Consider the following 23590-nt stretch of genomic DNA (forward strand, 5'->3'; position numbering starts at 1 on the left):
GTCTAAGTCCGTTTTTTTCCAAAAATCCGCAAAAATTATCGAACTTTATCCTTGTGAGGCTGCTGACACCAATTCATGCGCACGTTGAAGTGCTTCGTCCAGCTTGCTGGCATCCTTACCCCCGGCTTGCGCCATGTCAGGTCGTCCGCCGCCACCGCCGCCGCATACGGCCGCAATTTCTTTCACGAGCTTACCTGCATGAAGTCCTGTCTTGGTAAGTTCAGCCGGGACAGCAACGACAAAATTAACTTTGTCGTCCATTGCAGCGCCTAGCGCCAGCACAGCTGCAGGGAGCTTACTTTTCAGCTCATCAGCAATCGCACGCAGCGCATCCATGCTGGAGGCCTGCACGCGTGCAGCCAACAACTGCACTCCGCCAGCTTGCACGACTTGATCAGTCAGCTGACCCGCCTCAATAGCGCTCAGCTTGCTTTGCAGTGATTCATTTTCACGACTGAGGTCTTTAATTTGTTGCTGCAAAGATTCGATGCGTTTTGGCACCTCGGACAGCTTGGATTTAACAAGCCCAGCCGACACCTTCAACAGCTCTAATTGACCTTCCATATACTCAAAACCAAAACGTCCGGTCACTGCTTCAATACGACGTACACCTGACCCGATGCCGCTCTCGCTGACAAGCTTGAACAAACCAATTTGCGAAGTATTGCTGACATGACATCCTCCGCACAGTTCGATGCTGTAATCGCCAACCTTAACGACCCGTACGATATCACCATATTTCTCACCAAACAGTGCCATCGCTCCAAGAGCTTTGGCTTCGTCAATCGGTTTCAGTTCAATCGTCACATTCAGTTGGCTCCAGATGGCACGGTTAACCCGCAGTTCAATATCCGCCAGCTCTTCTGGGGTAATGCTACCAAAATGGGAGAAGTCAAAACGCAGACGCCCAGGTTCTACCAAGGAACCCGCCTGATTGACATGGTCACCCAGCACTTCTTTAAGCGCTTTGTGAAGCAAATGCGTAGCTGTATGGTTTTTCTCAATTTCTCCACGTGAAGCTTGATCTACTTCAGCTTTTACCGTATCGCCTACGTTCAGCTCACCAGCCTCTACAACGACTTGATGCACATGCTGACCTTGCGGCGCCTTGAACAGCCCTTCAACCTTCGCGGTTACTGTTCCGCCACGCAGTAAGCCATGGTCACTGACTTGCCCGCCGCTTTCGGCATAGAAAGGAGTCACATCCAGCACGACCTGACAGGACTGTCCTTCACTAACACTCTCCACCAGCATATCATCATATACAATTGCCACAATTTTGGACTCAGTTACGAGGTCATTATATCCAACAAAATCACTTTTAACCGCCAGATCAGACAAAGCTCCGCCCTGAATCTTCATGCTGGCATTATCTTGATGAGCATCGCGCGCACGTTGACGCTGTTCCTGCATCGCTTCATCAAAGCCTTCACGGTCTACTTTCAAGCCCTGCTCGTCCGCATAATCCTCTGTGAGGTCGAATGGGAACCCGTACGTATCATACAGCTTGAAAGCATCTGCTCCGCTAATAACGTTGCGGCCTTCGGCCTTTGCCTGAGCACTGATATCAGCCAAAATAGCTAATCCGTCAGTCAATGTTTCATGGAAACGCTCTTCTTCTGTTTTAATCACCTTGATGATGAAATCACGCTTGTCTACGACCTCAGGATAGTATACGCCCATGATATCCCCAACGGTTTCCACCAGTTCAAACATAAATGGACGGTTCATGCCCAGCATTTTTCCATAACGAACAGCCCGGCGCAGCAAACGGCGAATGACGTAACCCCGTCCTTCATTGGAAGGAAGTACACCGTCACCAATCGCGAAAGCAACAGTACGAACATGGTCAGCAATGACCTTGAGAGCCACATCACTGTCCACATTGTCGTTATATTTAACGCCTGCCATCGCAGCCGTTTTCTGGATTAGTGGCTGGAAGATATCCGTATCAAAGTTGGAATCCACATTTTGTAAAATGGATGCGAAACGTTCCAAGCCAGCCCCTGTATCAATATTTTTATTAGGAAGCGGCGTGTAGCTACCATCTTTGTTATGGTTGAATTGCGAGAATACGAGGTTCCACACTTCCAGATAACGCTCATTTTCTCCGCCTGGATACATTTCAGGGTCCGTCATGTCGCTGCCGTAGGCTTCGCCACGATCATAAAAAATTTCCGTACAAGGTCCGCAAGGGCCTTCACCGATATCCCAGAAGTTATCTTCCAGTTTGATGATACGTTCAGCCGGAAGTCCAACTTTTTCGTTCCACAGCTTGTACGCTTCCTCATCCTCAGGATATACCGTTACAGCCAGACGTTCTGGATCAAAGCCGATCCATTGTGGGTCTGTCAGAAACTCCCATGCCCATGTGATGACTTCTTCCTTAAAATAGTCGCCAATGGAAAAGTTGCCGAGCATTTCGAAAAACGTGTGATGACGGCGGGTTTTACCGACATTTTCAATGTCGTTCGTCCGAATACATTTTTGCGAATTAGCGATACGTGGATTTTCTGGTTTTACACGTCCGTCAAAATAAGGCTTAAGCGGCGCCATACCCGCATTAATCCACAGCAGGGAAGGATCTTTATGCGGAACAAGCGGTGCGCTTGGTTCAATCACATGTCCTTTGCTTTCAAAAAACTCCAGCCATTTGGAGCGGATTTCACTAGCTTTCATATAAGTAGCCTCCTAATTATGGTGTCACTGGTTTCTGGCACAGGCCATAAAAAATAGAAAAACGCCCCTGAACGGATCAGGGACGATTGTATCGCGGTACCACCCTGGTTATCGCCGTCCCTTCTGTACGAAATGCTACATGTGCAAGCGCACACCAACATCTGCTTAACGGACGATCGATCGCCTTGTTTTCACTGGTAACGGGAGCATCCCGGCGGGTTCAGCCCGCACTCCGAAATGAGCTTTCCCTACTGGATAAACACATTTAAACATACTCAATTCAGTATATCCGTGTCATTTAGCCGTGTCAACGCGATTTCAGACAGCATGCAGCCGGGATATAGACGAAATCAGATCGTTTTTCGCTTCACGTAATATGCAAAAAAATGCTGAAGCCCTACCTTCAAAACAGCCATCACTGGAACTGCCAAGATCAAGCCAGCAATTCCCGCAATTTCCCCACCGACTAGCAGAGCGAAAATAATGGCTAGCGGATGCAGATGCAGCGTTCGTCCCACCACCTGAGGAGAGATTACATTACTTTCTAACACTTGAATACAGGCATTAACGACTACCACTAAAAGCACCATTTTTAAAGAAACCGTAGAAGCCATAATTACTGCCGGTGCAGCGCCCAAAAAGGGGCCCAAATATGGAACAATATTAAAAAGAGCCACAACTCCGGCCAGCAACAGCGCATAAGGCATGCCAATCAGCATATATCCAATATACGCCATTACGCCAATAATGACGCACACCAGCAATTGGCCCCTGACATAGTTGCCAAGCGCCTGATCAATTTCCTTAAGCACCGATACAATCGCCTTACGACGAGAACGCGGGAGATAAGAAACAATCGTCCGTTCAAACACGTCAAAATCCTTTAAAATATAAAAAATGAGAAAAGGTACGATGAACACATTGAACAGCATGTTGATCATCCCACCGATGTTGTCCATAAAGGTAGAAATCCCAGTAGCCATCCGATTCTCCAGTTGGAAAAACCATTGATTCATCCCCGTACGCACCCCTTGGGGTAAAATACCACTGTCCATATTCGTCATTAGTCCCTGTGCATGCATGGTCAGCTCTGGCAGATGCTCATTCAGCTCATCCAGTTGTTCAATGAACATCGGAATCAGATTCATCAGGATCACAATAAGACTGGCCAAAAACACAGCGTAAATAAGCAGTACAGCTACACTACGAGGCACCTTTCGACCGCCCAGCATACTCACTACAGGATTAAGTACATAGGAGATGATCATCGCTACCGCAAACGGAGCAATGATTGTTTTCAGAAATTCATACAAATGAAAAAACAAAGGTCTCAGCAGCCAGATAAAATATAGAATGACAAGTCCCAGCAGCGTCCATATGCCGTACCGGAACAGTCTACTTTTCGTTAATTGGTCCATTTTGTGCCCCCTTACCGGACTAGCCTCCTTTAAGTATATGCCTGTACCTCTAGTTTAATCCTTCCCGCCAGTCTAAGGTGTTCCATAAATAACCATTGTGAAAAATTGATGAAAATGGATGAAAACAATAAACAAAGTCATTCGATCTGACGATATAAGTACAAAGCACTATCCTAAGCTTTCACATTTCTGAAACATCGGGGGTCGTTACATGAACTTAAAAATGAAGCTTATTCTTCTTTTCACTTGCATTGTAATCGTTGCAGCCGGGCCTTTATCCGTCATTAGCATGACAAGCGTTAAAAATCAGGCCAATCATGATATCCAAGAGCTTATGAACAGCAAAGCTTCCGAAACCGTGAATCAGCTCAACGGATGGACAGGCGGCAAAGCTGAAATTATCGAAACATTAGCTGCGAGTCTGGAATCCAGTGATATTTCATCAGATGCCAAAATAGCATCTCTGAAAGCAGCTTTCCAAAACTATAAGGATCAAAATATTTCCAACATTTATGCAGGCTATGAGGATGGTTCTTACTGGGATGGATCTGGCTGGTTTGAAGCAAATTATGATCCTCGCGCTCGCCCGTGGTACAAGGATGCCAAAACCAAGGGAGAAATGTATTATTCATCACCTTACACTGACGCAGGCAGTAATGACTTCACCATTTCCATCGCTAAACCGCTCAAGGATGCGAACGGCTCTATCACCGGGGTAGTCAGCGAAGATATTATGCTCAACGATATGACAAGAATGATTCAAAGCATAAATCTGAACGGATTGGGCTACGCATTTCTGATTGACCAAAAGGGAGTCGTAATCGCGCATCCAGATAACAAGCTGGCTGGCAAAAACCTCAAGGAAACCCCCGAGTTAGGATCATCGACCGCGACCCTGCTCAGCGCAGCTTCGGGAAAAACAGACTATAGCTACAATGGCAGTGACCGTCAGCTTTATTTTAAAAAAATGCCTAGCACAGGCTGGATTGTAGGCCTATCTATTTCTAAAGATATTGCTTTTCAGGAATATTACTCCACTCGTAATCAGTTAATTATTACTGTTGCTATCATTTTAGTTGCTGCTATGCTGCTGGCGATCTGGGCGGCAAACAACTTTATCAAGCCGATTCGCAGACTCCAAGCAAATGTCAAACGGATAGCTGAAGGCGATATGACCGCTCGTGTGGATATTAAGGGTAAAGATGAAATTGCCAGTCTGGGGACAGATTTTAACCTCATGTCAGACAATCTCTCTCACCTGTTGCGCAAGGTATCAGATACAGCTAGCGATGTCAGTTCCGCTTCCCATGATATGCATCAACACGCCAAAGATACAGGAACCATTGCCTCACAAATCTCCAGTGCAGTACAGGAGCTGGCTCAAGGAGCGAGCGACCAAGCTGAGGCCGTATATTCCGGTTCTGAGAAGCTGACACATATGACAGGATCCATCAACCAGATTGGCGAAAGTGTCAAACGGACCCAAACTGCTGTATTCGAAACAGATTCTGCCGTGCTGGCCGGGTATGAAACAGCAGAGCGTCAAGCGAAACTCGCAGCCGAGTCCAGACAAACGACCACTGCGGCAGGAGAAGCAGTAGATTCACTCACGCTGAAAACCCAGGATATTGGACGGCTGGCTGGGGCCATCCACGATATCGCCGCACAAACAAACCTACTAGCCCTCAATGCATCCATCGAAGCGGCACGGGCCGGGGAACACGGACGAGGTTTTGCCGTCGTCGCGGGAGAAGTGAGAAAGCTGGCCGAACAAGCGGGCAACTCCAGTGACAGTATCATGAGTAAGCTGGAGGAAATTAAAATTGCGGGAGTACAAAGCGCAGAGGAAATGAAGAAGGCTCTTGCTGTAACTGTAGAACAGGAGCATGCTGCCATTGCAACGAGACAGGCGTTTGAATCCATACGTGGCGCTTCTCAGCATATGCTTGCCCAAATTGAGGATGTTTCCGCCGCCGCAGATCATCTCCGTGTGAATGCCGGACATATTTCCGATGTCATCTCCAGCGTTGTTGCTGTCTCTGAGCAAAGTGCAGCATCTACTGAGGAAGTAGCTTCCTCAGTACAAGAACAAGGTCATGCTATGAACAATATTGCCAACCTTTCTGCCAAACTTGATTCTCATGCAGATCTTCTATTGGAAGAGGTCAAACGCTTTAAATTGTAGAACTAGCCATCTTCACAAAATAGGATATACAAAAGAGGGTGCCCCCAGGCCAAAAGGCCTTTCGGGACACCCTCTCCATTTTTTATTAAGCATGATCCAACCCACTAAGCTGTATTTTAAGCAATAGGTGGGAGATCACACCTCTTCGTAAACAGCCTGTCCACTTTCCGAATCAAGCTTAGGAAGAAGCGTGAATTTGCGGCAAGTCCTGTTGTGCCATCTCATCTCCAAAGAATAAGTCGTCCAGCGAACTGAGCGTTCCATCCTCTTCCACTTGGTAGACAGACATTTTTTCACCATTCACTTGAAGTTCGATAAAGCATCCCCAGCAATAAAATTGATGGGAGCCAATTTTTCCGATATCTTTGGAATTACAATTCGGACATCTCAATAAACTCACCCTATCCATTAACAGAATATATGGCTTTTTCCAGACGCTGCTCGCTTAACGGGGGAACCATAACAGCATTTTCCCCGATGGACATATCTTCGGTGCAGGGCAGCCATTTCCGCCCTTCTATAATATCCGATACAAAACCATCGCTGATTTCCAAGCCTATTATGTTATTGCCCATTTCCTGGTCAAAATAAACATCCGAGATGTGTCCGAGCATAAGCCCTTCCTCTGTTAGCACGGATAAATCCTTCAGTTTACCGGGTCCAAGCAAGTACGTATGTTGTATATCATGGGCCTCTGTTTTACGGACGGCCTGCTGATTGCGAATCATGATCGCATCCTCACCATAGGCAACGATGTCATCCCAAGCCACCATTTTGACATGAGATGAAAAAAGCCCTTTACCTTCTAGCTCAATCCCTGTAATTCGCCAATCAGCTGTCAACATAAAGTCATGTATTTTACCAATCTGCTTCCCGTCCTCGACATCGAAAACAGCAAGTCCGATCATGTCTTGAAGCTTCATATATCGGGTCCCTCCTCATTCTGCAATCCGAACGAAGGTGCGGTCCTTTTCCTACATGCCTGTCAGACCTTGCTTTTCGTTCATGCAATGAAATGGAAAACCGCCCCTCCCTTCTTACTAAAATGCGGAGAAATCCCTAGTTCCTAGTACGCAGCCGCTTCCATATGGTTTCAATTTTCTTGGCCGTGTATTCCATTTCTTCCGTAGTATTACCCAAACCGAAGCTAAACCGAATCGCTGAATTCAAAACATCTTCAGGCAGATCCATCGCCTGCAATACATGCGATAGCTCTAGAGACCCCGAAGTGCAGGCTGATCCACTGGCCGCTGCGATTCCTTCCATATCGAGATTCATCAGCATGGTCTCTGTACCAATGGCCGGAAAGCTAATATTTAGCACATTAGGCACAAAATATTCAGGATCACCGTTAATTATAAACTCATGGCTACCCAGAGAGCCTTCCAACGCTTTTAGCAACGTTTGGCGAAGAGCCATATCGTGTGCTCCTCGCTCCTCAATGGAAGCATTGGCAAGAGTTGCGGCTTTAGCCAGCCCAGCAATGCCGGCGATATTTTCTGTTCCGGCACGCCGCTTCTTCTCCTGAAGTCCCCCATGCATTAGCGGCTGAATGCGTGTACCCTGACGGATATACAATGCACCCACCCCTTGTGGACCGTTAATCTTATGGCCAGACACACTAAGTAAGTCAATCGGGAGATTCTTGCAGTCGATGGATATATGCCCGAAGGCTTGAACTGCGTCTACATGAAATATAATTCCATTCTCTCTCGCAATCTGTCCTACTTCTTGAACCGGCTGAATGACGCCCACCTCATTGTTGGCATACATCATGCTGATCAAAAAAGTATCCGGGCGAATAGCTGCCTCAATATCCGCAGGATTCACACGCCCAAAACCATTGACCGGGACATAGGTTACCTGGTATCCCGCTTTTTCCAGCTCATCGCAAGCATGAAGCACGGCATGATGTTCAATCGCGGTTGTAATAATATGGCCGGAAGTACGACCATCTGCCGTAGCCGTCCCAAACAGGGCCAGATTATCACTCTCTGTCCCTCCGCTCGTAAATATAATTTCTTCAGGCTTGCAGCCCAAAGAGGCCGCAACGGCATCCCGCGCTGCGCTGACGGTGCGCTTGGCATCACGGCCAAAGGCATGAACGCTCGAAGCGTTGCCGAATTGACCGGTCATGATGTCCATCATAGTCTGCGCAACCTCAGGATGCATAGGAGTCGATGCGGCATGATCCAGATAAATTCTGTTCATGTTATCCACCTCAAATATAAAACATCTTGTTTTTAGTATTTGCCGAAGTTCCATTATATACTTCTTTCTTAACATAATGCACTGTAAAAGTTTTTGTAAGAGCATTTCAATCGCAGAAGTTTGTGAGTATTCGCCGAAATTGTAATTTTTTGTGATTCAAATGCCTTGTCCCACATACAAATCGGTCCCATCAAACAATTTCCTTACAATTGTATACCAAGGTGTACTGAGTAGCAACGATGCCCTCATTAGCTTCTAATATTCCCTATCGTTCTCCATCAACCAACTGTTTCGATGTATTTACCTAACTTAGCATATGTATCTGATATCAGCACCTGCGCCACCTTCTGCACACTTTGCCATAGGCCACTATCGGCTTACACCACGTGTTGGACCATCTTTAAGAGAGAGCTCACAGTTCATAATAATGTTCATACTGCCGATTTTCCGACTGCTGCAGGGTGTCACATGCTAATAAAGTTTCCTGTTGAATTCACATAACAATATAATAACTAGGTATTTTTCCCTATATAAATTTTACATTTTATTCTTCATAATTACAAATGTAGTTATAATAAATCAGAAGGTGGGATTTCTAATGAGGAATTAATGAGTTAGTGTTTAATAGCTGTTTAATAGCATAATTAGTAACCGTCGAGACACTGATTTGCCGTTTAAGACAGTGAAGTCTACTTATTTGTTCAGTTACGACGATTTAACCCGGTTGATAAACAGACACTTTTTTTAAAAACAACTAGATATCTATAATCGGGAACAACTTGAGAGGATGAATATAATGAGAAATAAATGGTTTTCAATTTTATTAATGGCACTCATTACTGTAGTCACCATTCTTCCTAGTTATCCTGAAACAGTTTCGGCAGATACCTACCATATTGGCCAAGTATGGGAAGCTAAAGCTGGAGGCATGTCTTACACCTTTGATCTGGGGGATCCTGGAGTTCCGCGAAGTATGTATAGCATTAAGAGTGTATTCAATGCAAAAACAGAAAATAGAGGAGACGATGCTGAGTGGGTTTCCCTGTACTATTCTCAGGATGGAGTAAAATGGTATTTAGAAGATTCAACACCGTTGCATTATGATAGATATGATGGTGTTTACACTATTCCTTGGACAATATTTAAGAGTAGAAACCCAGAAGTGAGCCATATCCGGTACGTTAAGGTAGAATCTACCCATACGCAGGTGTCTATTAGTAACGTTCGCTTAGAAGTAGTTGACAGATCTTCAGCTCACTAGTATTCAACATTGAGAAAAGATAGAAATACAGGTAGCCTAACAATCGAATAATAAAAAAATATAAATATAAAGCGCCTCTTTAATTCACTATGTAATGATCAGGAGGCGCTATATTTGCAAGGAAGCTTGCCCTCTGATATTAAATTAGGCAATTTACTAATTCTACTAATGGTTAAGAAAATTCAAGCTCGTCAGTGCCCGTAATTCCAACCGAATTCCCTTCCACACAAACCCTCTACCAAGATGTTCGAAGTCACCGCCTCCAATCTCCCAATTAGACCAGTTCTAGTTGCTTGGATTCTCATATTTGCTATCCGCTCCGAAAAAGTGAGCACAGCAGGTGCTCCACAATTCAGATGCTGCTGATCTGTTCTTGTTGTTTTTATTTCATGATAGAACAGCATGTAACAACCTACAGGTATTACAAATTTATTGTCAGTTTTCGATAATAAAATTAACAAGATAAAATAAGCAAATTCCCAGCCGATGGGGCATAAAAGGATGTAAAGAAAAATGTTTTATACATTTTTAGTTTTAATGACTTGCTTTGTGCTTTTTCTCCTTTGGGAAATATTCTTCTCATTTAGGCTCACTAAAAAGGCTAAGTGGAACTTTCTAATCTCACTTTTCAGCCTAGTAATACTTTGTATGGTTGCAACTAGCGATCAGTCTAGATCAGTATCCAAGGAAAGCTTTCCTCAAGAGCAAACTGATGTAGCTCCTAATGAAAGCAACGAAGGTGATGAGAGCACACCTTCATATAGTGACGCTGATAAGAAAAACGCTCTTCAAATTGAGAGTATCTTTAATAAATATGAAAAAGAAATGACTCCCTATGAGCAACAAGGCAATGGGGTTTTTGACATGTTGAAGGCTGATAAAATCGATAAGCCTGCCATTTGTGAGGAAATCCATCAAGTCAATGAGAAATATAAAGAAACAATCAAAAAAATTAATTCAATAGTAATTCCTGAGGAGTTACATAATGACCTAAAATACGATTTGGAGAACATGTTAAGAAGTTCAACTGGATACTATACTTCTCGCTTTATAGCATATGAACATTTATTAAAATACATTAAGGAGTCAGATGAAACACACATAGATACATTTAATCAGAAAATGATGAATGCAAAGGATTTTTCCCGAGAATATACAATATATGTGAATATGCTATTTAGAAAAACAGGCTTACCTGATGACATGAAAGACAAAGAATAAGAAGTATGCCACTTCCTACATATTCCGACATTCTAGTGAGTAGGATACTCTAAAATTATTCACAAACGTACAAAAAAATGCAGGAGAAACGCTGACCAGAAGAACAAAACCCATTTCCAACGTGTTCAAGTTCAGGTTTCTGCCGGAAATGTGAATTTTAATGTGTTTTATACAGCATAAAAGCCCCATAAAATGGGGCTTTTACGTTGGTACAACAAGTTTCTTTCTTGTTATAAGTAATATTGGAATTTAGATGTAAAACATGTAGTTATCCAATTCATCATGTTCTTGGTATGTGATCAAGTCCTTAAGTGTTGTAGAATCCAGCACTTCAGCAATGCTGTCACGAATTCGCAGCCAAAGCTGGCGTTTTGCCGGATCATCTTCTTCCGTGAAATCGACTGGAGAAATCGGACCTTCCAGCACACGAATGATGTCTCCTGCTGTTACGCCTGACGGTTCATTCGCCAAAATATAACCGCCATAAGCACCACGGATACTTTTTACCAAACCTGCATTACGCAAAGGCGCAATGAGCTGTTCCAGATAATGCTCTGATAGCTGATTTTTTTCGGCAATACTTTTCAAAGAAGTTGGACCTTCGCCAAACCTGGCTGCAAGCTCCATCATAATGGTCAGGCCGTAACGGCCTTTCGTTGATATTTTCAATTGTGGCACCTCGCTTATAGTAACAATTCCGTTAAACACGCGGAATAATTGGAGTTGTAAACCTCTCTATTCCGATCCTAACCCTCAGCTTATGTTAACATATTAGGGCAGGTAAAGGGAAACATTACGGTAACAATCTTAAAAAAAGTTGCTTTCGAGCGATTAGGAACAGATTTAGCCCGTTTTATGTAGCTTTCTTGCATCGTTCGCCGTGTCATTTGTTCGTCCAAACATCGTAACTTATTATCGTTTATGTTACAATAGGTGGGTTCTACAACAATATTGAAAGAATTGGGTGATGACCATGGCTAAAGCCAATCATGAAACCCGTGTCGTCGTCGGCATGTCCGGTGGCGTCGACTCATCCGTTACCGCGCTGCTGCTAAAGGAGCAGGGCTATGACGTAATCGGCATCTTCATGAAAAATTGGGATGACACGGATGAATTTGGCCGTTGTACGGCTGAAGAGGATGCGGAGGATGTGCGCCGCGTCTGTGAACAGATCGACATTCCTTACTATACAGTCAATTTTGAAAAAGAATACTTCGATAAAGTATTCTCCTATTTTCTTGATGAATATAAAGCTGGACGCACACCCAATCCGGATGTCATGTGCAACCGTGAAATTAAATTCGGCGAGTTTCTGAACAAAGCGCTGGATTTGGGAGCAGATTATGTTGCTACTGGACATTATGCACGGGTTGTGGAAGAAGACGGCCGCTTTACTTTGCTGCGAGGTGTGGACAGCAACAAGGATCAGACTTATTTCCTGAATGCATTAAGCCAAGCACAGTTGTCGCGCACCATGTTCCCGATCGGCCATCTGCCGAAACCAGAAGTACGCAAAATTGCAGAAGCTGCGGGACTTTATACAGCCAAGAAAAAAGACAGCACAGGTGTATGTTTTATCGGCGAACGCAATTTCAAGGAGTTTCTGAGTGGGTATCTGCCTGCAAAAGGTGGAGATATGGTGGATATCGCTACGGGTGAAGTCAAAGGACGTCACGATGGTCTGATGTACTATACACTGGGCCAACGACAAGGCTTGGGCATTGGCGGCTCAGGTTCAGGCGAACCATGGTTCGTAGCAGATAAAGATTTGGAGAAGAATATCCTGTATGTGGTACAAGGTGATCGTCACCACAGCCTGTATTCTACCAGCCTGATTGCCACGGATGTAAACTGGATTGAAGGCGCAGATGCACGTCCATCCGGCGAATTCCGCTGCACAGCCAAGTTCCGTTACCGCCAGCCTGATCAGCAAGTAACTTTACAATGGCTTCCGGATGGAACCGTGCATGTCGTATTCGATGTACATCAAAAGGCCATTACCCCTGGACAAGCTGTTGTATTTTATGACGGGGAACGTTGTCTGGGCGGCGGAACCATTGATAAGGTTGAAAAACTTCAGCCTGAAACAGTTTAAATAATGACCATTTTGCATTGATATAGCAGGAAATAAAAAAGTCGTCTCTCTGGTCATACCCCTGTCAAGTAGACAGAACTAAAAAGACATCTTTAAGCAGCAACCGTTTCTCGGTATTCAATCGGGGAACGGTTGTTTAATTTTTTCTGAAATCTATTTTCATTATAAAAAGAAATGTACTCCCGTACGTGTTGTTCTACCTCCGCTAGGGTTCCGGGTTTCGTTAAATAAATCTTCTCTGTTTTAAGATGGGAGAAGAAGGATTCTATACAGGCATTGTCTAGGCAATTTCCACGCCTTGAATGGCTCCCAAGCATGCCAAGCCGCTTAAGTTTGCGGTTAAACGGCTTGGAGGTATACTGAAAACCCTGGTCTGAATGGAGAATGACACCCTCCATGTTCACGTTCTTACTTAGAACGTCTAGCGTCTCGCTAACTAGAGCAAGATCATTTCGTTCCGAAAGACGCCAAGCCACGATTTCATTGTTAAACAGATCTTGAATGACAGAGAGATATACAAACCGCTCTCCAGCTCGTATGTATGTAATATCGGTAACCAGCTTGGATAAAGGAGAATCTGCCTGAAATTGTCGATCTAATCGGTTGGCATTTACCACAGATGCCTGTTTGCCAAAAAAGCGCCGCTTCTTTCGAATGACGGAACGGATCCCTAATTTCTTCATTAGGCGGTACACCTTTTTGTGATTGACCAAGATACCTTCTCTACGTAAAGCAACGGTCATCCGCAGATAACCAAAATAGGGATGGATCCGGTGGATCGACAACATATGCGATTCCAGAAGCTCTTCTTCTTGCTTACGCTGCTGGGTTGTTTGCTGAGTCTTTCTCCATTTATAATATCCTGCCCGAGAAACATGGGCTAATTCAAGTAACCATTTCAACGAATATCGTGTTCGCATTCCCTCAATAATTTCAAACCTCGCTTCTTTCCTCGTCACTCCTTGTGTAGATTTGGATACTGCTTTTTTAAATATTCAATCTCCGCCCGTAGATACGCCATCTCTTCTTCCATACTGGAAAATTTCGTTTTGGGTCGTCCCTGTCTTGTGGTCGTTGGCTGGAGGTTCTCCCCCGCTCGATATTTCGTCACCCAGCTTTGTACTTGGGATTTATTACGAATGTCTAAGTGTTTCGTCACTTCACGAATACTCATATGTTCTTCGTTCACCAACCGGATTGCCTCCATCTTTACATCTAAGGAGTATTGCCGGAATGATTGTCCCTTTTTAGCCATGAAAAATCCCCTCCGTTCAACAAGATTAAGTCCATCTTAACAGATGTCTTTTCTCTCTTGTCTACTAGAGGGGGATAATACCACTCCAGATTTATGGAGGGCGACTTTTTTTATAAAAGATGTTTTTAGTTTATAAGTTGTAAAGAATTCATAATCTGCTCTTTATGATGTCTGTCATTCTGTACAAACTTTACAATAATGGAATTAAAAGCTAGATTCGTACATTTTAAAATTGCACCGAAGAAAGGGTGTATCCAATTTGTGTACACCCTTTCTTCCAAATTATCACTACCCTATAAAAACAACTGCTTCCTTACGCTGAAACGCGCTAGGCAATTTTTCTATGAGTGTTATTACTCGTTCAACGAGTTTATTTTTGTGATCCTCCTCTAAATTTCTTTCTGCCCAATTCTGAAGTTGTCGAAGCTCAGACAAAATATTTGGTAAGTCTTCCTCCTCAACATCAATTCCTGTTGAAAACAAATCTAACCATTGTAATCCTAAAGATTCGATAGCTGGTTGCCAACATTCATTAAAAAATGATTCTGACGCAACGGGAAGAAAAAAACTTTTTTCAAACTCATTTTGTGGTTCGAGTATCATAACGCTAACTGACATTTATTTTCCTCCTCCAAACTGAACACTAAATTTATAATCTGGAAACTCCTTTTTAAGCTGATTTAGGCTGTTCTCGGCAGCTTTTCTCAATTCAGGTGTATCACCATCTAATCTAAATACAAATTCTCGAATATCTTTAATACTATCGAGATGGGGAATATCAGATGAACTATTTTTTGTTGCTCTTGTAGTAAATGCATTATTTTCTAGTTCATTGATTCGGTTTCGAGTCTTTTTTAATAATTGTTTATCCGTAAATTCTTGGGGCGTTTGAGCAGGTAAACCTGTCTTAGGATTTACTTTATCCAATCCTTTTGCAGATTTATCTTCGTAGAATATTTTCTTTTTCAAATCGATTTCATCGAATTCTCCTATAGATTCACCTTTTTTATTGACAATCTCCACTTCTTTTGGATTTTTAATCGTAGAAGGCGATTGACTTGTCACTTCATGATGTACGGTGGAACTTGAAGGCCTTGAATTTTTACCTCCACCTTCCCCTTTTACCATCTGCCACAGTTCTGCTGTTTTTTCCCCTACTCCATTTGCACTTTTAACCGCAGTTGTAGCTCCATGCGCCGCCAAAGCTGCCGATCCAATTAATCCGGGTACTCCAACGATACTCCCTACGCCTGTAGATGAAACAGCAACTGATAATCCTTCTCCACCTATTCCAGCTACTACCTCACCAGCCCCTTGCAATGTTGTAGCTACATTCCCGAGAATTTCTCCTACTTTAGCTGCCATGGGATGATCATAATCCCGTTCTTTATCTGGCAGCATCCCCAATGTCAAATTTCCCTGAATAGCTCCTTTTGCTCCCTGTGCAGTATCCCAAAGGATTTCTCCTTGAAGTTTGCTAGCTTCCAATTGAGCTTCAGCCTTGGTGATCTCAGCTTGTCCAATCTGTTCAAAGATTTTATGTAACCAACTTTCACCTGTGGATGCCGTTTTAACAGGGGTACCAAGCCACGGCACATCTAATACGACTTTCTCCCCGTCCACCTGTGTAAAGTTTTTTGAAATAAAAATAAGTTCTTGTGCTACTGTCGATAGTCGTTCAATCGTTACATTCATGGATTGTCGAGAAACCTGAAATTCTTGAAAAAATCTCTCCTGGGTAGCTCCAGACCAGCCTTGTTGGACAAAATCAATCCGTCCACTCAAAAAGTTCAGCATACGTTCCATTTCATGCTTTCCGTGTAAGAACTGATCAGCAACTTCCATCAGTTTGTCAGGTCGAACTAATATTCTCCCCATTTTACCACGCCCACTTTAATTTAGATGGAAATAATCTTATCAGAAGGAGATGTTTAGGGACATCTATCTATTATCCTGATATTTCCTTTTTATATTATGTGACCAATGGACTGAAATAAACAGGTTACTATGTCAAAAGTATTAACCCCCTTGTTTTAAGTTGCATGGATCAATGCAGCATTAGTTCGTTCCACAACCATATCCTGCAACTCAGGAATTTTTTATAGTTGTGTAGCTGCTGAGTTGTTATGTTTAAATCATTTGCAATATCCTCTTGAGTTTTGCCAAAAGCTAAAATCATTTGACTTTGCCTCTTATCAAGGCAACTGGGGGGGATATTTCACAAATATCAAAAAAGATGTAGTCATTAAGTTGACTACACCTAATTAAATATCATTTATCATTGTAAGTTAGAGAAACATGAAGATAGCCATCTCTTATACCAGGTAAACCATCCGTTTCTTTTATATCTAAAAAATCAAGTTTTTCTCTCCAAGCTTCTCTTTCTTTATCTTTATAAGTGTTACCGTATCTATCAAAAACATAAGCAATAACTGATGCTTTTATTTCAACGCTCCCCTTTGAAATACGTGTCCATTCTGTCGGTGCAACTATTTGGTTACTTAAAGGAGTTATTTCTTTCCCCGAGACATTCAATACAAACACTTTACCTTGATTTCCTACAAGCGCTACCTTCTTCTTAGCATCCCATGAAACTGAATCGACATAACCACCAAACAAATCTTTTATAGGTATATATCGGGACTTATAATTAAATTGTTTCCCTTTTTGTTTATATGAGATTGTTAAAGCAGTGTTTTTAAGGTTTGAGTTGTACGCATGGTCTGCTTTTTTAGCTATTGAATCACTAATACCTGCTGCTTGTATACTTGCTCCAAAAACAAAAAACAAAGAAAAAGACAACAAAAGAATTCCTATTTTTCTCATATCTTTCCCTCCTAATCCTTCCTTGATATAAATACTGACCAAGTCAAATTGTTATCGGAGCATGGTGAGTCAATTTTGACGCACCTTCGTTTGAAGTAAGGTGTACAACTTTAGAGTATATGTTACACTTTTAATTAATTATATATTTTGAATACCGAAATTTCTCTGCCATACTTTTTAATCGCACCTTTGTAAGTGGTAAAGTTGTACTATTATATCTTTATACCTTTATAAGGAGAAATATTATGAATTATAGAGTTACTGACACCCATGTTTATGTCTTGGATTCCCATGATACAATTCACGATGTACTGTGCTTCCCTAGATCAAAGCAAGGCTATATAAATTTAGTTGAATTAGTATATGACAGTGAAACACATGAGATAACAAACATTGACGATTTCAAAGTATTTGACCACAGTCGAGTGAATGTTCCTTCAAAGGGCGGTTTCTTTTATACCGAGGAGTTCCTAAACCCTATTTTAAAACTGGTAAATGAGAATAAGCTGTAAGATGAACACAAAAGGACTCTTCCAACATAATACATGGCTGGAGTCCTTTTGCTGAGGAATACTCATGATGGTGCTTTAAATTCCTCCGTGGTGACTTGTTAGTTCGTAATTAGAGACCTTTTCGTCACATTTTTATTCTATCGCTCTACAAAATAATTTTTATTTATCTCCATGTAATTTTGTCAGCAACAACTCAATGATGCACTCAATCTTTTTAATGTTCAAATTTCTTTGTCCATATAAATAAACAAATTCTTGTACATTATCCCAATTCTTTAGTTCATTTATTTCTTCGATCTCCTGAGTCAGACCTTCAACATAAGCAGGTAACTCCCTACTTTTAAACTCCTCAATTAAGTTCTCTAAATCAGCAAAATCCATACTCCAATTAAAGTAACTCTCTATAAAATACTTCAAATTTTCATAACTCACTTCTTGTTCCATATATTTGTGTTTTAGGCTCGCATTCTTTTTCATGTACTAGTAGCTCCTATACTCAATCCATAAGAATATGCCCCTAACCAGATCGCCGCAACTTTCTGACATGTATAGGGGCATTCATGTATGAACATATTCAATGAGCTGATAGCTAATTTTTTGAATTTTTCCATTTTAGGAATGTATTTAGGGCAACAACAATAATTAGAATGAAGAGTAAAACATTAGTTATAGTAAGAGTGCTATCTAAGTTGCTCAATCTAGTTTCAATGTCCTGTAAACCTGAACTCGTTTTGTCCCCTATTTCACTTATGCTAGAACTCATCCGATTTAAATACTGCACTAATTCACCTATATCCATCCAACACACCTCCAATCAATTGTTTACAATAACATATCATTTTTATTAATTGTTTACAATTATTTCAGATAGTACTATAATGAGATCGTTAGAAAATTCTATTTTCTGGATGTAATTGAAAAAATGTTCAAATCTAAAAAGGCATTACCCGCAGTTCTAATGAGTTTTGTTGTTTTTTTAGCGTGTTTCTCTGGAATACTAGGAGAACAAGCGAAAGCAAGCGAGGCACCCACACAGCATATTCAGCTCAATACTCTTTTTGTTGATCTACCTTACAGTTCTGATAAATATGATATTCAAAGAAGTGAAAATGAAAAAGAAGTAGAAATAAACGTTATTGAAAAAGAGTCAGGGAATGTGATTTACACTGTAGGCGAATTGAAAGAAAGTAAAACGATTAAACCACAGGATATTGCTACAAACGGCTACGAAACACGTACTGTATATCAAGATTATAAGGATGGATTTGTAACTGCTAGATTATATTCGGTAATGTCAGTATATAGTAGTGGTTCATTTGGTGAGATTTCGAATGTTCTGGAAACATATTGGGCACCAGTTAGTGATGGTTCTTGGAGTTTGGAGAATACACATGCTAATACCATTTCTACAACTGGTAAATTCCCTACTCAAAGAGTCCAAATTACTGGAACTGCTGTGGTTGATACTGTAGAAACACAATCCGGTGGAGTTTCTCTGGCGGTCTTGGGCTATAATCTAGGAGTTAATAACCATATGAGAAAAGCAATTAGCCAAGGCTTCACATTTAGTTATGGTAGATAACCAGTTCAAAATGTAACCTCACTTTAGATCCTAATACGCAGCGGTACCAATGACTAATTTTGTCATTATCGGTACCGCTGTTTTTTTCTACAACTTACAGACGTAACCCTAATTAAATAATTGCATTTCCTCGCACTTTCATCCCCCTAATCAATTCCAAACATGCAAAAAAGGCTAGACAGATAATCCCATCTAACCTTCACATAAATTTTTTATGGTTAATGATCTGCCTTGCTTCCCATTGACTCGTATTAGGAATGATTAAAAGCCTCTACGGTAACCTGTTGGGTTCGTAATTAGACCCATTTTCTTATATGAGATTGTTAAAGCGGTGTTTTTAAGGTTTGAGTTGTACGTATGGTCTGCTTTTTAGCTATTGAATCACTAACACCTGCTGCTTGTATGTTTACTCCAAAAACAAAAAATAATGAAAAAGACAATAAAAATATAACTGCTTTTCTCATAATTTTCCCTCCTACTCCTTCCTTGATATAAATACTGACCAAGTTCAAATTGATATTGGAGCAAGACAAGTTAAAGTTGACGCACTTGTTTTGAAGCAAGGTGTATGCAAATACCATCCCTCTTTATTCACATTGGGTAACTATAAAAAAGCTCACTCCCGTTTTATTGTTAAAGGAGTAAGCTCATTTCGTATTCTTGAAGCTACTTTATGATTCAAATGTCATCTTATCGGGAAATATACCACCTTCTTTGACGAAACAACGTGCCATCCGCTGTGCAGCCCTATCAAAATAAAATCTATTTGAATGATTGGGATCTGGTAAAGGTTCAATTTCAGAGAACAACTTAGTCTCCTTGTTCAATTGAATTTTCCCCATAGTGTGTTCATTTGGGCCATATCTATAAATAACTACTGTCTCATCCTCATGTTCTTTAAAAAGTAAAACAAATGCCCCCATTATAAAATCTCCTCTATTCTATTTCCCATGGACGCCCTGACCTTACCGCAGCTTTATGAGCAGTCTCATAGTCTGTTTTAAATATACCCTCAAATCTGGATTCAAACAATTCATGGTTAAGCAAATCCATATCTTTTTCTGTTTGTAATCCTTTTTGTAATCTGTCCCATGCTTGAGCTATTTCGTAATCAGAATGAAATCTGCCATAACCACTTGACTTTATGTGTTCGTTTATAAAAACGTGTTCTTTGATTCTTTGAACTCTACTTTCTTTCATTCCAGAATTTTCGGCTATTGCTCTTACATCACTATCAGAAGCTCTGATTTGATCATACATTTCATCTGCTTTAGCTTCTCTACGATAATATTCATCAATTGAAAGATCGTTTCTTCCACCTGTTTGTACTTCTGTTTTAGGTTCAGTTTCTATTGAATTACCCAATTTTGAATTTGTATTGTTCTTTGGAATCTCATACTTAATGGATGATTTCAATCCAAGTTTGGGTTTGATTACAGAACTAACTCCTCCAAACAATCCTGCTGTACCGATTATATTAGCCCAGTGTTCCTTTGACCAGGCATTGTTGGGATTGAACGCTCCCTGAATCATACCCGTTACTCCAAATGTACCAAAATTGAGCATGTCATTCCATGAATCGTTTTGTTTAGCTGCCCGTTCCATATACCCTTGATACATTCCCTTCGGAATGCCATAAGTCATGTAATCTAGAAAGCTCCAGACTGAATCAAACTTTTTCTCATAGCGTACTGAATTAGCGTCTACAAAATCCTGACCCAACCCTGTTAAGCTATCTATTGATTTCTGAAACGCATTCCGCGTATCTGGAGCAGGAACAGCACATGAATTCGGTGGAGGTGGTAAACAACTTGCATCAATGTTACCTGTTTCCATCAGATCTGCTAATTTGAATTTATCTGCATGGTGACGTAACTCTCTAGCAATAGAATCCGTCAGGGTAACAAAGTCATTCATATTCTTCTGAGAGGTCTGGAAGGAATAGTAAAAGTGCTCTTTAGTCACTCCATCCCACAATTGTCCCATAGATGAAATTTGTTGTACTAAATTACTATTCATTTGAGTTACCGTTTGCTGTGCAAGCTCAAATTGCTTGGATACAGACATAAGCTGTTCTGGTGTCACTTTAATGGTTGTCATAATATACCTCTAGTTTAAGTTCGTTATGACATAGTAACACTATTTAAATTTATGGAAAACCATCTTAATTCCTAATTGTTATGTGAAGGATTAACCTTTCCACCTATGTCTAAAGACCTTATAGTTGTAACGACAACCATATCCTGCAATTCAGGATTAAGAGTGAGAAGTTTTTTGTAGTTATGTAACTGCTGCTTCGTGATGCCAAGTTCCTGAGCAATATCGGTTTGTTTTTTAGCATAGGGATTAAATTATTTGACTCCCTGTCAGTATGCTGATTATTTCCATTTGTATATGGATTACTCAAATATAAAATGCACCCCCTATTTTTATTGGTTGAACTTGCTGGTTCTCTCCAATAACTGTTTTGGGAATGCATTCTTTGAACGTACTTTTAACCTGATTTGCGTTTAAGCTCCTCCATGTGTTGCGAAGATTTGAAATCCCTCATTATGGCTGTTCAGATAAATAGGCACAGCTAAGGTAAACAAAAAACTACTCGCAACGATCAGCATTACCACTTTTTTCAACATTGTTTAACCACACCTTTTCAATGAGATTGTAAAACTCTGTTTTAGTTTCAGCAACCGCATGGGCTTTGAAACGCACAAACAACCCCATACAATTTATAAAATATGTCTCATTATTTAGTATATGCGCTTTTACCATTGCACAAAACAAATGATTAAAGCCATCACTGAACATCCCATGATTTAAATAGTAATAAGCCAACTCATATCCACACAGTGCAGAGTATTCCGGTATCACTTGCTGTGTATACATATCATCTGATGATGGTCGCTGAGATAAAGACGCAATCTCTGTTACAAATCGTTTAAGTATATCGTTTAAATCAAGCTCATAACGGTTAGCCGCTATCAATATGTTAAGTAGTTGAGTAACCCTATCTTCTTGAATCGTATCTGATGATTCATCAATATAGTTTAGATATTCATGAAGCACACTCACATCACCAGATAAAAGCCTATAGGCAAGTATATTAGCTTGTGACCAATGTTTAAACAAACCAATCCAGTGCTGGGTATCCTCATCGGTCTCTCTAACCCAATCTAAATTGGAGTAGGCATATGTATAGTGTAATGCCTGCTCATAATTATCCTGCTCTTCACATGCATTAGCACAGAGCAAATCTGCATAAGCAATGTACACAAACAAGGGACGACTTAGCTTGTCGCTAGATTCGGTCTGTTCTCGGCTGTTCTGTTGATGTTTCATTGTATATTGGATCTCGGCTTTAGTTCTCATTTTCCTCGCTATCTCGTCAACCTTATCCCATTTACGCAAAGACCTGTATACGTTTGCCAAATCCTTTAATGCGTCAAGTTGGTCTATTTCATCTAGGCGTTCGACAAAAGCTTCAAATACGGCTGCCACCCCGACATTTTGGCTTTGATCGTCACTAACCTGAATTTTGAATATACGATATTGACAGATGGCTAGGCGTTCAGAGTGTTGATATCTCTCCGCTTCAGCCACTCCCTCATATAGTATCAATGCAGCCGCATGTCTTCCCTGCGCTAACAATTCTTCTGCAATGTCAAATAGTTTGGGTGAGTAGAGTAGATTGTCCATGATAGCTCCCACCACTCGACGGATCGCATCCAACTTTTCCAACTCCGCACAGCGATATAAAAACGGTTCAATTCGTCTCATATTAGGAGGATGGTCAATAATATAGTTATCTATAAACAGATCGTAAAAATACCCTTCTGGTAAACCCATAGCCTCAGTAATTCGATCAAGCTGATTAATAGACATAGATTTATTACCTGTTACAATGCTACTTATTATTCCCCTATTCATCCCTGCGATTTGTCCAAATTGCGATAATGTTAAGTCTTCTTGTTGTAGAAATTGTTCCAATTCTGCTCTAATCGTGGGTGTAATTTTCATCGATAAACCACCCTTTCAACGTAGACTAACAATACGATGCATAGTTAAAATTATTATGTAGTTGTGAAACAAGTAGTAAAATATCCTTCTTGATTGTACCATCTTTTGGTATAAAATCATATACCTTTCATATATGTACTTTAGATACCTTTTGGGATAGTTTTCGAGGATTTTATAATTAAAAGTATCGTCCTCATATTGATGTATAGTTTATTAGGTAAATCATAATACAACTCATCCAATACAAAGTTACCCCATTAAATAGTCATTTACGAATTCCCTTGTAATTAATCTATGAATTGAACTTAAATTGGATGTATGGCATATAAGC

21 protein-coding genes are annotated in these 23590 nt (G+C 41.1%); 6 read left to right on the plus strand and 15 right to left on the minus strand.

The genetic code is table 11. The features are described 5' to 3' along the window. Positions 1 to 45: 45 nt before the first annotated feature. Positions 46 to 2679: an alanine--tRNA ligase gene (gene alaS, locus EGM68_RS19280; RefSeq protein ID WP_129549834.1), complete on the minus strand. Its 2634-nt coding sequence runs from the start codon at positions 2677 to 2679 to the stop codon at positions 46 to 48. Between the two features lie 350 nt (positions 2680 to 3029). Next, entirely contained in the window at positions 3030 to 4097 is a 1068-nt protein-coding gene (locus EGM68_RS19285) for an AI-2E family transporter (protein ID WP_129549835.1), read from the minus strand. A 211-nt stretch (positions 4098 to 4308) separates the two neighbouring features. On the opposite strand from EGM68_RS19285, the gene EGM68_RS19290 reads away from it, so the two are divergent. Further along, a complete protein-coding gene (locus EGM68_RS19290; RefSeq protein WP_129549836.1) occupies positions 4309 to 6282 on the plus strand; it encodes a methyl-accepting chemotaxis protein in 1974 nt (657 codons plus the stop codon). Positions 6283 to 6460: 178 nt separating this feature from the next. Here the strand turns inward: EGM68_RS19290 and EGM68_RS19295 are convergent, their stop codons facing one another. The 3 genes from EGM68_RS19295 to EGM68_RS19305 form a co-directional block, all read right to left on the minus strand. After that, positions 6461 to 6673 carry a hypothetical protein gene (locus EGM68_RS19295; RefSeq protein ID WP_013311529.1) on the minus strand — a complete coding sequence of 71 codons (213 nt, stop codon included), beginning with the start codon at positions 6671 to 6673 and terminating at the stop codon, positions 6461 to 6463. A 10-nt stretch (positions 6674 to 6683) separates the two neighbouring features. Then, on the minus strand, positions 6684 to 7205 hold the full coding sequence (locus EGM68_RS19300; protein ID WP_013372611.1) for a PRC-barrel domain-containing protein: 522 nt from the start codon (positions 7203 to 7205) through the stop codon (positions 6684 to 6686). A 136-nt stretch (positions 7206 to 7341) separates the two neighbouring features. Continuing rightward, positions 7342 to 8493 (minus strand): cysteine desulfurase family protein, encoded by a 1152-nt coding sequence (locus EGM68_RS19305; protein WP_129549837.1) that lies wholly within the window; start codon positions 8491 to 8493, stop codon positions 7342 to 7344. A gap of 796 nt (positions 8494 to 9289) precedes the next feature. On the opposite strand from EGM68_RS19305, the gene EGM68_RS19315 reads away from it, so the two are divergent. Both EGM68_RS19315 and EGM68_RS19320 read left to right on the plus strand, forming a co-directional pair. Next, positions 9290 to 9754, plus strand: a complete 465-nt coding sequence (locus tag EGM68_RS19315; RefSeq protein ID WP_058830116.1) for a hypothetical protein — start codon at positions 9290 to 9292, stop codon at positions 9752 to 9754. Positions 9755 to 10267: 513 nt separating this feature from the next. After that, on the plus strand, positions 10268 to 10975 hold the full coding sequence (locus EGM68_RS19320; protein WP_058830117.1) for a hypothetical protein: 708 nt from the start codon (positions 10268 to 10270) through the stop codon (positions 10973 to 10975). Between the two features lie 249 nt (positions 10976 to 11224). Here the strand turns inward: EGM68_RS19320 and cymR are convergent, their stop codons facing one another. Continuing rightward, complete coding sequence (cymR, locus tag EGM68_RS19325) at positions 11225 to 11644, minus strand: cysteine metabolism transcriptional regulator CymR (RefSeq protein ID WP_013372613.1); 420 nt, start codon at positions 11642 to 11644, stop codon at positions 11225 to 11227. A 304-nt stretch (positions 11645 to 11948) separates the two neighbouring features. Between cymR and mnmA the strand changes: the two genes are divergently transcribed. After that, on the plus strand, positions 11949 to 13070 hold the full coding sequence (gene mnmA / locus EGM68_RS19330; RefSeq protein ID WP_025676145.1) for a tRNA 2-thiouridine(34) synthase MnmA: 1122 nt from the start codon (positions 11949 to 11951) through the stop codon (positions 13068 to 13070). A 92-nt stretch (positions 13071 to 13162) separates the two neighbouring features. Here mnmA and EGM68_RS19335 read toward each other — a convergent pair. The 4 genes from EGM68_RS19335 to EGM68_RS19350 all read right to left on the minus strand — a co-directional run bounded on the left by EGM68_RS19335 (position 13163) and on the right by EGM68_RS19350 (position 17151). Further along, positions 13163 to 14325, minus strand: a protein-coding gene (locus EGM68_RS19335) for an IS3 family transposase (protein WP_414056383.1) whose coding sequence is annotated in 2 segments (ribosomal slippage) — positions 13163 to 14061 and positions 14061 to 14325 — 1164 coding nt in all. Because the reading frame shifts where the segments join, the coding sequence is not laid out codon by codon here. 288 nt (positions 14326 to 14613) lie between these two features. Continuing rightward, complete coding sequence (locus EGM68_RS19340; protein ID WP_129549838.1) at positions 14614 to 14943, minus strand: hypothetical protein; 330 nt, start codon at positions 14941 to 14943, stop codon at positions 14614 to 14616. Further along, positions 14944 to 16203 carry a WXG100 family type VII secretion target gene (locus tag EGM68_RS19345; protein WP_129549839.1) on the minus strand — a complete coding sequence of 420 codons (1260 nt, stop codon included), beginning with the start codon at positions 16201 to 16203 and terminating at the stop codon, positions 14944 to 14946. It lies immediately after the preceding gene. 393 nt (positions 16204 to 16596) lie between these two features. Beyond that, positions 16597 to 17151 carry a hypothetical protein gene (locus EGM68_RS19350; protein WP_129549840.1) on the minus strand — a complete coding sequence of 185 codons (555 nt, stop codon included), beginning with the start codon at positions 17149 to 17151 and terminating at the stop codon, positions 16597 to 16599. A 245-nt stretch (positions 17152 to 17396) separates the two neighbouring features. Between EGM68_RS19350 and EGM68_RS19355 the strand changes: the two genes are divergently transcribed. Then, on the plus strand, positions 17397 to 17663 hold the full coding sequence (locus EGM68_RS19355; RefSeq protein ID WP_129549841.1) for a hypothetical protein: 267 nt from the start codon (positions 17397 to 17399) through the stop codon (positions 17661 to 17663). Between the two features lie 159 nt (positions 17664 to 17822). Here the strand turns inward: EGM68_RS19355 and EGM68_RS19360 are convergent, their stop codons facing one another. Next, entirely contained in the window at positions 17823 to 18140 is a 318-nt protein-coding gene (locus tag EGM68_RS19360) for a contact-dependent growth inhibition system immunity protein (RefSeq protein ID WP_129549842.1), read from the minus strand. 445 nt (positions 18141 to 18585) lie between these two features. Between EGM68_RS19360 and EGM68_RS19365 the strand changes: the two genes are divergently transcribed. Continuing rightward, positions 18586 to 19245 (plus strand): hypothetical protein, encoded by a 660-nt coding sequence (locus tag EGM68_RS19365; protein WP_129549843.1) that lies wholly within the window; start codon positions 18586 to 18588, stop codon positions 19243 to 19245. Positions 19246 to 19568: 323 nt separating this feature from the next. Here EGM68_RS19365 and EGM68_RS25805 read toward each other — a convergent pair whose 3' ends face one another. The 4 genes from EGM68_RS25805 to EGM68_RS19380 form a co-directional block, all read right to left on the minus strand. Beyond that, on the minus strand, positions 19569 to 19709 hold the full coding sequence (locus EGM68_RS25805) for a hypothetical protein (protein WP_165263977.1): 141 nt from the start codon (positions 19707 to 19709) through the stop codon (positions 19569 to 19571). A 207-nt stretch (positions 19710 to 19916) separates the two neighbouring features. Then, complete coding sequence (locus tag EGM68_RS19370; RefSeq protein WP_129549844.1) at positions 19917 to 20168, minus strand: hypothetical protein; 252 nt, start codon at positions 20166 to 20168, stop codon at positions 19917 to 19919. A gap of 13 nt (positions 20169 to 20181) precedes the next feature. Beyond that, positions 20182 to 21345 carry a WXG100 family type VII secretion target gene (locus tag EGM68_RS19375; protein ID WP_129549845.1) on the minus strand — a complete coding sequence of 388 codons (1164 nt, stop codon included), beginning with the start codon at positions 21343 to 21345 and terminating at the stop codon, positions 20182 to 20184. Positions 21346 to 21840: 495 nt separating this feature from the next. After that, positions 21841 to 23259 carry a helix-turn-helix domain-containing protein gene (locus EGM68_RS19380; RefSeq protein ID WP_129549846.1) on the minus strand — a complete coding sequence of 473 codons (1419 nt, stop codon included), beginning with the start codon at positions 23257 to 23259 and terminating at the stop codon, positions 21841 to 21843. Between the last annotated feature and the right edge of the window lie 331 nt (positions 23260 to 23590).

Source organism: Paenibacillus sp. M-152, from assembly GCF_003856555.1.
In the GTDB taxonomy this organism is placed as follows: Bacteria; Bacillota; Bacilli; order Paenibacillales; family Paenibacillaceae; genus Paenibacillus; species Paenibacillus polymyxa_C.